Origin of the sequence: Pseudoxanthomonas sp. UC19_8, assembly GCF_042700505.1 — a bacterium.
GTDB classification, from domain to species: Bacteria; Pseudomonadota; Gammaproteobacteria; order Xanthomonadales; family Xanthomonadaceae; genus Pseudoxanthomonas_A; species Pseudoxanthomonas_A winnipegensis.
Genome location: NZ_CP170559.1, coordinates 3,877,442 through 3,889,081 on the forward strand (window position 1 = coordinate 3,877,442; position 11,640 = coordinate 3,889,081).

Annotated in this window: 7 protein-coding genes and 2 pseudogenes; 3 read left to right on the forward strand and 6 right to left on the reverse strand. The window is 70.7% G+C overall.

What is annotated here, in order from left to right:
• Positions 1-102: 102 nt before the first annotated feature.
• The 3 genes and pseudogenes from ACFJIT_RS17125 to ACFJIT_RS17135 all read left to right on the forward strand — a co-directional run bounded on the left by ACFJIT_RS17125 (position 103) and on the right by ACFJIT_RS17135 (position 4,744).
• On the forward strand, positions 103-1,122 hold the full coding sequence (locus ACFJIT_RS17125) for a ribonucleotide-diphosphate reductase subunit beta (RefSeq protein ID WP_130520677.1): 1,020 nt from the start codon (positions 103-105) through the stop codon (positions 1,120-1,122).
• Between the two features lie 1,905 nt (positions 1,123-3,027).
• Positions 3,028-4,176, forward strand: a pseudogene (locus ACFJIT_RS17130) (diguanylate cyclase); the annotation flags it as partial.
• A 151-nt stretch (positions 4,177-4,327) separates the two neighbouring features.
• On the forward strand, positions 4,328-4,744 hold the full coding sequence (locus ACFJIT_RS17135; protein WP_130520681.1) for an acyl-CoA thioesterase: 417 nt from the start codon (positions 4,328-4,330) through the stop codon (positions 4,742-4,744).
• An 83-nt stretch (positions 4,745-4,827) separates the two neighbouring features.
• Here the strand turns inward: ACFJIT_RS17135 and ACFJIT_RS17140 are convergent.
• The 6 genes and pseudogenes from ACFJIT_RS17140 to ACFJIT_RS17165 all read right to left on the reverse strand — a co-directional run.
• Positions 4,828-5,910, reverse strand: a pseudogene (locus ACFJIT_RS17140) (glycoside hydrolase family 18 protein); the annotation flags it as partial.
• A gap of 25 nt (positions 5,911-5,935) precedes the next feature.
• Complete coding sequence (locus ACFJIT_RS17145) at positions 5,936-6,739, reverse strand: rhomboid family intramembrane serine protease (RefSeq protein WP_130520685.1); 804 nt, start codon at positions 6,737-6,739, stop codon at positions 5,936-5,938.
• An 80-nt stretch (positions 6,740-6,819) separates the two neighbouring features.
• On the reverse strand, positions 6,820-7,803 hold the full coding sequence (locus ACFJIT_RS17150; protein ID WP_379654383.1) for a TerC family protein: 984 nt from the start codon (positions 7,801-7,803) through the stop codon (positions 6,820-6,822).
• Between the two features lie 349 nt (positions 7,804-8,152).
• Positions 8,153-8,569 (reverse strand): hypothetical protein, encoded by a 417-nt coding sequence (locus ACFJIT_RS17155; RefSeq protein ID WP_131659459.1) that lies wholly within the window; start codon positions 8,567-8,569, stop codon positions 8,153-8,155.
• Positions 8,570-8,786: 217 nt separating this feature from the next.
• A complete protein-coding gene (locus tag ACFJIT_RS17160; protein ID WP_379654384.1) occupies positions 8,787-10,439 on the reverse strand; it encodes a long-chain-fatty-acid--CoA ligase in 1,653 nt (550 codons plus the stop codon).
• A gap of 4 nt (positions 10,440-10,443) precedes the next feature.
• Positions 10,444-11,520, reverse strand: a complete 1,077-nt coding sequence (locus ACFJIT_RS17165) for an alpha/beta hydrolase (protein ID WP_379654385.1) — start codon at positions 11,518-11,520, stop codon at positions 10,444-10,446.
• Positions 11,521-11,640: the final 120 nt, after the last annotated feature.

Genomic DNA, 11,640 nt, shown 5'->3' on the forward strand with positions numbered 1-11,640 from the left:
TCATTGAAGGCTCCTGTTCCGTGCACTCGCCAATTTCATCCGGCGCCGTGCGCCACCTTCGACCCCGACGGAAGAAGGGAACCTCAAAAAAGGCAACACACCATGTCCGCTCAACCCCGTCAGATGCTGCTCGATCCCGGTTTCGAACTGACCCTGCGCCCGATGCGCTATCCGCAGTTCTACGACATGTATCGCGACGCCATCAAGAACAGCTGGACGGTGGACGAGATCAACTTCCAGATCGACATCACCGATCTGCACGACAAGATGACCCCGGCCGATCGCCATCTGATCCATCGGCTGGTCGCCTTCTTCGCCACTGGCGATTCGATCGTGTCCAACAACCTGGTGCTGAACCTGTACCAGCACCTCAATGCGCCCGAAGCGCGCATGTACCTCTCGCGCCAGCTGTACGAGGAAGCGCTGCACGTGCAGTTCTACCTGACCCTGCTGGACAACTACCTGCCGGATCCGGGCGAGCGCGCCAAGGCCTTCGCCGCGGTCGACAACATCCCCTCGATCAAGAAGAAGGCCGACTTCTGCTTCAAGTGGATGGACACCATCCAGGACCTCAAGCGCCTGGAGACGCGCGCGCACCGCCGCCAGTTCCTGCTCAACCAGATCTGCTTCGCCGCCTGCATCGAGGGCCTGTTCTTCTTCGCCGCCTTCGCCTACGTCTACTACTTCCGCTCGCGCGGTCTGCTGCCGGGCCTGGCCTCGGGCACCAACTGGGTGTTCCGCGACGAGAGCTGCCACATGGCCTTCGCCTTCGAGGGCGTGCGCGTGGTGCGCGAGGAGGAGCCGGACCTGTTCGACGCCGACATGCAGCAGCAGGTCTACGACATGCTGGAAGAGGCGATCGAGTGCGAGCTGCAGTTCGCCGAGGACGTGCTGTCCGGCGGCGTGGCCGGCATCTCCACCCGCGACATGCGCCAGTACCTGCAGCACTGCGCGGACAACCACTTCGCCAAGCTGGGCATGGCGCGCAAGTACAACGTGCGCAATCCGCTGCCCTTCATGGAGCTGCAGGACGTGCAGGAGCTGACCAACTTCTTCGAGCGGCGGGTGTCGTCCTACCAGGTCGGCGTGCAGGGCGAGGTCGGCTTCGATCACGCCTTCTGAGGGCGCCGCACGACGCCGACGCCGCACTGGAAACGTTTCCGGGCGGAAAAGGTCGCCAAAACACCGCATCTGACTGCCTGACGGGCTTAAGTCGAGGCCAGGCGTGCCGTTAGTCTGGGGGATATCCGTCCCCGCAGACCGCGCTTCCCCGCCATGCACGCCCGTCGCGCCTCGGCGCGCACCATCGCCATGCTCCGGCTCGGTCGCGCCTTCGGCGCGGCGCTGGCGCTGCTGTGCGTGGTCGGGCCCGTGGCCGCACAGGTCGCCTCGCTGCGGGTCTACGGCACGGCCGATGGCCTGCGCAGCCTGGGCGCCGACTGCCTGGTCGAGGATCCGCAGGCCAACGTCTACGCCTGCACCTACGGCGGCCTGTACCGCTATGAGGGCGAGCGCTTCGAACGCGTCGGCGCCGGTGCGGGTCTGGACGATGCCTATGTGATGAACGCCTCGCCGGCGCCGGACGGGCGCGGGCTGTGGGTCGCCACCGCGGCCAACCTGTACTTCTGGGACGGCGACCGGGCCGTGCGCGTGCTCGACCCGGCCGGGTCGCCGCTTCCCTTCGAGGTCGGCCACAACGTCGCGGCGCTGGCCGATGGTGCGGTGGCGCTGAGCCATAGCCGCGCGCTGCGCGCGACCCGCGACGCGGACGGGCACTGGAAGACGCGCGCGCTGTTCGACCGGGCCGCCGAACGGGCCCACCCCGAGCTGGCCGAGCTGGGCGCGGTCTACCGCGATGGCCGCGCGCTGTGGTTCGGCTGCGGCCAGACCGTTTGCCGCCGCACCGACGATGGCCAGGTACGCGTCTACGGGCCCGGCGACGGCGTGCCGCGCGATGCCTGGACCGCCTTCCTGCGCGACCGTCGCGGCACGCTGTGGGCGCGCAGCCCGCGCCACATCCTGGTGCTGGCACCGGGCGCGACGCGCTTCGAGGAGCGGCCGGTGCCGCCGCCTTCGATGCTGGCCACCACCACGCGCCACCTGGACCTGACCGAGGACCGCCAGGGCCGCGTGCTGACCCGCAGCGATGGCGGCATGCTGCGCTGGGACGGTCGCTGGGAGCGGTTCGACACCCGCAACGGGCTGCCCGATCTTCCGCCCAACGCGCTGCTGGCCAGCCGCAGCGGCGAGCTGTGGATGTCCTACCCCGGCCTGGGCGTGCTGCGCTGGCGCGGCTATGCCGGCGTGGAGAACTGGGGCCCGGGCAACGGCCTGCAGGGCCTGCCCAACTGGTCGCTGGCGCGCGATGCGCAGGGCGCGATGCTGTTCGGCAACGAGCGCGACCTGCATCGCCTGACCGCCGGCGATAACCGCATCCAGACCCTGCACAATCCGCTGGGTGAGCCGGTGCGTGATGTGTTCGCGCTGACCCTGGGCCCGGACCAGGCGGTGTGGGTGGCGCTGTATCGCGGCCAGCTGCTGCGCCTGCAGGGCGACGAGCTGAAGGTCGCCGCGACCCTGCCGGCCAAGCTGCGCCGGATCTTCTTCGACGATCGCCAGCGCCTGTGGATCTGCACGACCGAAGGCGTGTACCTGATCGACGATCTGGCCCATCCGGTCCCCCGGCGCTTCCAGGCGCTGCCGGCAGTGAGCTTTGGCGATGTCGAGCAGGACGCGCAGGGGCGGCTGTGGTTCGCCGGCAAGGGCGGGGTGATGCGCCTGGAGCGCGACGGCCGTGTCACCAGGATCCACGCGCAGGGTGACATGCCCAATACGCTGTTCGACAAGCTCTCGATCGGGCGCGACGGCACGCTGTGGCTCAGCGTGGACGATGCGGGCCTGTTTCGCGGCCCGATCGGCCAGGGCGACACGCTGACCCTGAAGGAAGTCGAGGATCCGCTGCTGCGCGATGCGATCCCGTACTTCATCCGCCACGACCGCGCCGGCCGGCTCTGGGTCGGCGGCAGCATGGGCCTGGACGTGCTGCAGGACGGCAAGTGGACGCGGCTGCACGAGGCCAACGGCCTGATCAGCGAGGACATCTCCGAGGGCGGGTTTTTCGAGGACCGCGACGGCTCGGTGTGGATCGGCACCTCGCGCGGCGTCAGCCACCTGCTGCATCCGGAGCAGCTGCTGGCGCGCACGCCGGTGGCGCTCAACATCGCCCGGGTCGAACGCGGCGGGCAGCGCATCGACTCGGGCGCGGTGCTGCCGTGGGAACAGCTGCCGGTGCGCATGACCCTGTCCACGCCCGGCAGCATCGCCGGGACCGACATGCTGAAGTTCCGCTACCGCCTGCGCGATCGCCAGGACGCGTGGATCGAGACCAATTCGCGCACGCTGGATTTCCCGCTGCTGGGCTCGGGCAAGCAGGTGATCGAGGTGCAGGCGCTGGACGTCGGCCGGCGCGCGCAGTCGGAGGTGGTGACCTTCGGCTTCGAGGTGCGCCCGCCATGGTGGCGCTCGCCGCTGCTGCTGGCGCTGTGGGGCATCCTGGCGGTCGCGCTGGTCGGCAGCCTGTGGCGCTGGCGCGTGCACGCCATCGTCAAGCACAAGCAGCAGCTCGAACGCCTGGTCGCCGCGCGCACCGCCGAGCTGGAGGCCGACAAGCGCGCGCTGGAACTGGCGCGCACCGCGCTGCAGGTGCAGGCCACCCACGACGGCCTGACCGGCCTGCACAACCGCACCAGCATCATGGAGCAGCTCGAGCGCGAGGCCGTGCGCGCCCATGCCGCCGGGACGCAGCTGGCGATCGCGCTGCTGGACCTGGACCACTTCAAGCAGGTCAACGACACCCACGGCCACCTGGTCGGCGACGTGGTGCTGGCCGGCGTCGCCGACCGCCTGGCCCACAACATGCGCGGCTCGGACATCATCGGCCGCTACGGCGGCGAGGAGCTGCTCGGCGTGATGCCTGGCCTGCAGCCGCCGGCCGGCGAGCGGCTGCAGGCGCTGCACGACGCGGTAGGCGCCAAGCCGCTGGTCATCGATGGCCTCTCGCTGCGCGTGACCTGCTCGATCGGCGTGGCCTGGCTACAGCCGGGCGAGACGCCCAACGCGCTGCTGCGGCGCGCCGACCACGCGCTCTACCAGGCCAAGCGCGAAGGGCGAAATCGCGTGGTGGTGGCCACGCACGAAGGGATCGCCAGCGACCAGGCCCTGGCGCGGCCCCGGCTCTGGTCTGATCGCCGCGCGCGGTTCCGGCGCGCGACAATGGTCGCCCGGACTGCCTTCGTGCGTCCGGCCCCCCCATCAGGAGCTTGTCCGCATGTCCGAGGCCCCCGCCGCCGAAGCCCGCCCCACCGAGGCGCGCCTGTTGCACATGGTCTTTCCCGACCACACCAACCATCTGGGCACGCTGTTCGGTGGTCAGGCGCTGGCCTGGATGGACATGGCCGCCTTCATCGTCGCCTCGCGCTACGCGCGCACCACGGTCGTCACCGCGCGTTCGGAGCAGGTGGACTTCAACCAGCCGATCCGCAAGGGCGACCTGGTCGAGGTCATCGCCACCATCGTCAAGGTCGGGCGCAGCTCGATGAACGTGGACGTGGAAGTGGTCACCGAGGACCTGCTCAGCGGCGAGCGCAAGCTGTGCACGCGCGGGCGCTTCGTGATGATCGCGCTGGATCCGCTGGGACGCCCGACCGCCGCCCCGCCGCTGCCGGTGGCTAGCGCGCAGGGATGAGATCCGGGCGGGCGGCCGCCGGGTCGTCGATCGCCTGGCGCACCACGTCCAGCAAGTCCTGGCCGTGGTCCGTGCAGCTCCCAGAACATCACCCCGCCCAGGCCCTGGGCGCGGGCGTAGGCGACCTTCTCGCGCAGGGCGCGCGGGTCTTCGTAGCTGATCATCTGCGCGCTGCGCGGATTCCACAGCCAGGCCGCGCGCGCCTGCGGATCCCAGTGGGACTCGAAGCCGCCGCTGCCGACCAGGTCGCCTTCCACGATCTGGCGATACGAAATGAAGCCGCCATCGCTGTGGTAGGGCTGCAGCAGCCCCGCCTGCTGCGGCGCGACCTCGCCGAAGCGGCGCCCGTAGAACGCCATGCCCACGTGCAGCTTGGCCGCCGGCACGCCAGCGCGCAGGAAGCCCTCCACCGCCGCCTCGGTCGTGCGCGCATCGGCCGGTGCCAGCCGCGACCGCCCCAGCGCGGCGGCATGCCCGGTGGTCGGGGTCAGGCTGCCGTAGAAGTCGTAGGTCATCAGGTTGATCCAGTCCAGCAGCGGCGCGATCGCCGGCAGGTCCAGGCCCGAGGCCAGCCGACCCTCGGCCGCGGCGATGGTCAGCAGATAGCGGCGCCCGTCGCGCGCGCCCTGCGCGTCCAGCGCCGCGCGCAAGTCGCCCAGCAGCGCGGTGAAGTGCGCCTTGTCGTCGGCGCTGGCGCTGATGCCGGCATCGGCCAGGGTCGGGTACTCCCAGTCGATGTCCAGGCCATCCAGGTCGTACTGGCGCAGCAGGGCCATGGCGCTGTCGACGAAGATCGCGCGCGCCTGCGGCGTGGCCGCCGCCTCGGAGAAATGCCCGGCGCCCCAGCCGCCGATGGAGAGCACCACGCGCAGGCCCGGCGCCGCCTGCTGGCGCAGACGCACCAGCGCGGACAGCGCGGCGGCGTTCTGCGTCGTGCCCAGGTTGACCCGGTGCGCGGCATCGGGCGCGGCGAAGGCGAAGTTGGCCACGTCCAGCTTGGCGGCGGCGCTGGTGCGGACAGGCTCGCCGGCGGTGACGTAGCCGACCAGAGTCAGCGGCTTGCGCGGGGCGGTTGGCTGCGCGGGCGAAGGCGCGCTGGCGCAGCCGGTAAGGGTCAGCAGGCAGGCCAGCACGGCCGACAGGCCGGAAGAGGCGATCAGGCGCATGGCAGGGCCGACAGCGAACGGCCGGCTAGTCTAGCCGCTGACCTGAGGCGTCCTGCGGAGGCCGGGGCGGAAACACCAGCACCGTGCCGCGGCCCGGCGGCGCCGGCTGCCACAGCACCGGCACCTCGCGCGGCGAGGGCGGCTCGAGCGTGCTGGCGTCCTCATCGTGCGCCTGCGCGGCGAGTTCCTCTTCCACTTCCCAGCTGTAGCGCTTGCGCGGCAGCGGCGGGTCGGCGCGGCGCAGCCACCAGGCCGCCAGCAGCCCGGCCACCGCGCCGCCCAGATGCGCCTGCCAGGACACGCCGGGCTCGCGCGGCAGCACGGTCAGCAGCATGCCGCCGTAGAACAGGAAGGCGATCAGGCCGGCGGCGATCGACGCACGATCGCGGCGCAGCAGACCCAGCCCGATCACCAGGAACATCAGTCCGTGGCCCAGCCCGCTGGCGCCCAGGTGGCGCGTGCCGGCATCGCCCAGCCACCACGCCCCCAGGCCCGAGCCCAGCCACAGCAGCGGCCACGCGCGCAGCGTGGCCTTCGGGTACACGCTGCCGGCCAGCGTGCCCAGCATCAGCAGGGCGATGGCGTTGGAGGCGATGTGTTCGACCGAGCCATGCAGCAGCGGCGCGGTCAGGATGCCGACCAGGCCCTGCACGGTGTGCGGCGCGATCGCCAGGGCCCGCCAGTCGAAGCTGGACTGCATCCAGTAGCACAACACCAGCAGCAGCACGAAGGCCAGCGACGCGTTGAAGGCGCGCAGCAGACGGCGCCGGTCGGCGCGGGCCTGGGCCTGCGCGTCGTAGCGCGGATCGTCGGGGTGGTAGGCGTCCATCCCGCTTCGATGGCGCCGCGAGGCTGCGAAAACAAGCGCGCCGCGATGTCCCATGGATGGAACGCCGCGGCGCGGGTCGATCACCGATCCGGCAGGCTTACGCCTGCGGACCGGCCTGCGGCTTCTGCGGCCGCACCAGGGCTCAGCCACACCGTGACAGCCAGGATGCCGAACACCACGCCCAGCGACACCAGCACCGGGATCTTGACCACATCGATCAGCAGCATCTTGGCGCCGATGTAGACCAGCACCACCGCCAGGCCGTAGGGCAGCAGATGGAAGCGGTCGGCCATGCCGGCCAGCAGGAAGAACATCGCGCGCAGGCCCAGCACCGCGAACACGTTGGAGGTCAGCACGATGAACGGGTCGGTGGTGATGGCGAAGATCGCCGGGATCGAGTCGACCGCGAAGATCACGTCGGTCACCGCGATCAGGATCAGCACCACGAACAGCGGCGTGAACCAGCGCTTGCCATCGCGCTTCACCGACAGGTCGTGGCCGACGTAGCCGTCGGTCAGGCGCAGATGCTTGCGCATGAACTTCAGCGCCGGATTGGCTTCCAGGTCCGGCTCGCTGCCGGCCGAGAACCACATCTTGATACCGGTGAACAGCAGGAACGCGCCGAAGACGTACAGCAGCCAGTGGAACTTGGTCAGCAGCGCGGCGCCGGCGAAGATCATGATCGCGCGCAGGAAGATCGCGCCCAGCACGCCGATCACCAGCACGCGCTGGCGCTGCTCCTCGGGCACGGCGAAGTAGGACATCACCATCAGGAACACGAAGATGTTGTCCACCGCCAGCGACTTCTCGACCAGGTAGCCGGTCAGGAATTCCAGGCTGATGCGGTTGGCGTTGGCCGCGTCGATGGTCTGGTGCAGGTACCACCACAGGCCGGCGTTGAAGGCCAGGGCCAGGGCGACCCAGCCGATCGACCACCACAGCGCTTCCTTGAAGGTGACCTTGTGCGGGCCGCCGTGGCGCATCAGCACCAGGTCGGCCAACAGGGCGGCGATCACCACCACCACGAATCCACCCCACAGCCAGGGGTTTGCAATTGTTTGCATGCGAATGCTCCACGCGTAAGCCAAGGGACGAAGGCTGCGACGAGTCCAGTGAAGCGCACGGAATCCGGGAAAGAAGGAGATCCGGGACACACACACCTTCGCCGTTGCGGCGAAGGTCTCGCTCACAGCCGGCCCTAGCAGTGGGCCGGTTGCCGCTGGACCGGGGCGTGAAGCCCGTCATGACGATCGCAGCGCGTGGGAGCTACTCCCCTTCTGTGGGCGATTGTCGCGGCGCGGCACGCGCCGGGTCAACGCCCAGGCTGAGCGGGTCGTTCAGATCAGGCCCGATCTGTCCGCATTGTCACGGTGCCTCGTCGGCGGCCGAGCAGCGCATCGCCGCGCCTAAGGCCTACGGATACCCCCGCCAGTAGCCGCCATAGGGGCCGCCGCCGAACGGGCCATCGCTCTTGCTGACGTGGATGTCCAGGCGCATCACGCTGGTGCGCCCCTCGTCGCTGGTGAACGCCTTGGCCACGCTCAGATCGGCCGCGTTGTAGGTGCTGCTGCCGTAGCCCTTGGAATAGCCGATCCCGGTGGTGAACGCGCCATGCACGTGGGCCTTGCCGTCGTCCAGCTCGGACACCGGCCGGGCCGGGTCGGTCTCCACGACCGGGCCGCTGTGGTCGCCGTAATAGGTGCCGGGCGGATCGCCCGCGCCGGAGAAGCTGGTGTCGTCCTTGAGCTTGAGGTTCAGCGGCTGGGTCTGGGCCAGGGCGGCGAGCGGCGCGCAGAGCAGCAACAGGGAGACGACGGCGATGGACTTCATGGCGGCAGACCTTGCGGTGCGTGTCCGTTGCGCGGTGCGGGCCGTCTGGCCAGCAGGCCGGCAGGGATCACCCATGCACGCTAGCAGCCGCGCCTTAAACCCAGGCTGGCCGGCGCGATGCCTGTCCGTGACGGTGCGTGCCGTCCGCTGGCGCCGGCACGCCGCCAGCGTGCCGCGGGCCGGGGCCGACGGCGTCGTCGCATCGAATGCCCGGGCATCAGTCGCGCTGGAAGGTGTCGCGCTGCGCCAGGCGCGCGCGCAGCGCCTTCTTGTCGATCTTGCCGACGCTGGTGCGCGGCAGCTCCTCGACCACGATCAGCTCGTCGGGCAGGGCATAGCGGCTGATCGCGCCGCTGTCCACGTGCTGCTGCAGGTGCGCGCGCACGCCCTCCAGCGAGACCTGCGCGCCCTCGGCGGGCACCACGAAGGCCACCGGCCGCTCGCCCCAGCGCGGATCGGCCACGCCCACGTACGAGGCGGCGCAGATGCCGGGGCCGGCCACGGTCAGGTCCTCCATTTGCGCCGAGGACACCCATTCGCCGCCGGTCTTGATCACGTCCTTGAGCCGGTCGCGGATCACCACGCGGCCATCGGCGGCGATGCTGGCCACGTCCTGGGTGTGCAGCCAGCCGCCCCGCCACAGGGCCTCGCCGGCTTGGACATTGCCTCCGTAGCTGGCCGTCAGCCACGGCGTGCGCGCGACCAGTTCGCCCTGGTGCTGGCCATCGGCCGGCAGCGGCTGCATGTCCGGGTCGACCACGCGCAGCTGCGCCAGCGGGACCGGGTGCCCGGCGCTGCACAGCTCGGTCTCGCGCTGCGCGCCCGGCGCCGCGAACGAGCGCGCGATGCTCAGCACCGGCGCGGTCTCGGACATGCCGTAGCCGGACAGCGTGGTAATGCCCTTGGCGGCCGCGGCGCGATGCAGCGCGCGCGGCTGCACCGAGCCGCCGACGATGACGGTCCAGCGCCGGTCGACCGGGTCCTCGGGGCCGAAGGCGTCCAGCAGCATCTGCAGGATGGTCGGCACGCAGTGGGAGAAGGTCACGCCCTCCTCGCGGCGCAGCCGCAGCAGCTGCGCCGGCACGTAGCGGCCGGGATAGACCTGCTTGAGGCCCAGCAGCGTGGCCAGGTACGGCAGGCCCCAGGCATGCACGTGGAACATCGGCGTCACCGGCATGTAGACATCGCCGTGGCGCAGCCCCTGGCCCTCGGGCTGCGTGCCCAGCGTGGTGCCGACGGCCAGCGTGTGCAGCACCAGCTGGCGGTGCGAGAAGGCCACCGCCTTCGGGTCGCCGGTGGTGCCGGTGGTGTGGAAGGTGGTGGCCAGCGCGCGCTCGTCGATGTCGACGAAGGCGTGCCGGTCCTCGGCCGCGGCCAGCAGCGCCTCGTACTCGCCTGCGACGGCCAGCGGCAGCGAGGCCGGCGGCTGGCCGTCATGGGTCAGCACGAAGCGCTCCAGCTGCGGCAGCTGCGTGGCCAGCTGCGCCACCAGCGCGGCGAAGTCGGCGTGGAAGAGCACCACGCGCGCGCCGGTGTCGCGCAGCGTGTAGGCGATCTGCTCGGGCGACAGGCGCACATTGACCGTCTGCAGCACCGCGCCCAGCATCGGGATGGCGAAGTAGCACTCCTGGTAGCGATGGCTGTCCCAGTCCATCACCGCGACCACATCGCCCGGCGAAACGCCAAGCGCGGTCAGGACGTTGGCCAGGCGGTGCACGCGCCGGCCGAACTCGGGATAGTCGTGGCGGCGTCCGTCACTGCCGAGGATGGACTGGCCGCTGCGGGTCTCCAGCGCGCTGCGCAGCAGCTGGCCCACGTGCAGCGGATAGTCGTAATGGCCTTCGGCCGGCGTGGCATATCGCAGGCCCATTGCCCTAGCGCCCCTTGCCCGCGGCCGGCGCCTGGCCGAGGTGGCGGTCGAAGAAGCGCCAGATCACCGCATAGGCCTGGCGCGACTCGGGCAGCTCGGGATCGACGAAGAACGCGTGCCACATGCCGTCCCACACATGCAGTTCGGCGTCCACGCCGGCCGCGTCGAGCAGCGCGTGGCTGTGCAGCACCGAGCTCAGGGCGAAGTCGCGGCTGCCGCTGATCAGCAGCGTGGGCGGGAAGCGGGCGAGGATGGCCTGCGAGTTGGCCGGGAACACCAGCGGATCGGACAGGTCGGCGCCGCGGAAGTACGGGTAGTCCGAGAGCCTGGGCGGGCCGGCGGGCACCTTCTGCCCCTCCAGCGCGGCCGAGGTGTAGATGGAATCGCCATCGGGCGCGGCCAGCGATCCGCAAAAGGTGCCGATCGCGCCGGGCAGCGGCAGCTGCTTGGAGATCAGGCGCGCCACCGCCTGCGCGGTGAGATAGCCGCCGGCCGAGCAGCCGTAGATGCCGATGTCCTGCGGGCGGTGGGCGCGCAGCAGCGCGCGGTAGACGGTTTCCACATCCTCGCTGGCGGCGGGGAAGCTGTATTCCGGCCCCTGGCGGTAATCCACCGAGACCACCTTGATTTTGCCCACGCCTGCGATCGGGATGGCCTCGGCCAGCGCGCCGCTGCGCGCGCCCCACAGGAAGGCGCCGCCGTGCAGGTTGATCAGCACGCGCGTCTTGTTGGCCGGCGCGATGCCGTCGGCCGGCTCGGCCACGTCGGCCAGCACGCCGTCGAAGCGCTGCTCGCTGGTGCGCACCGGCCACAGCTTGCGCATGCGCGCCACGCGGTCGCTGTTCTGCGCGTCGTAGAACGCACGCGCCGCGGCGATGTCCTTGCCCGGGCCCTCGCCGCGGGCGTGCGCATCGAGCATGGCCTGCAGGCGCACGCGCGCCTCGGGCGAGGCATAGGCCGACAGCGGCACCTGCACGCCGTTGAGCGGCACGCGCGGATCGGGCGTCTCGGCGGCGCGCACCGTCCACATCGAGGCGAACAGCGCGAGCAGGGCCCCACAAGAAAGGATGGCGGTTCTCAACGCGGTGCTCCAGCGGATGGAAGGGGCTCACTCCTGTCCCGCCAAGCTGCCTGATCGCCTGCGCCGGGTCATGCTGCGCCGCACAGGGCGCTTGCCCCCGTAGACTGGCCTTGCCTTGCC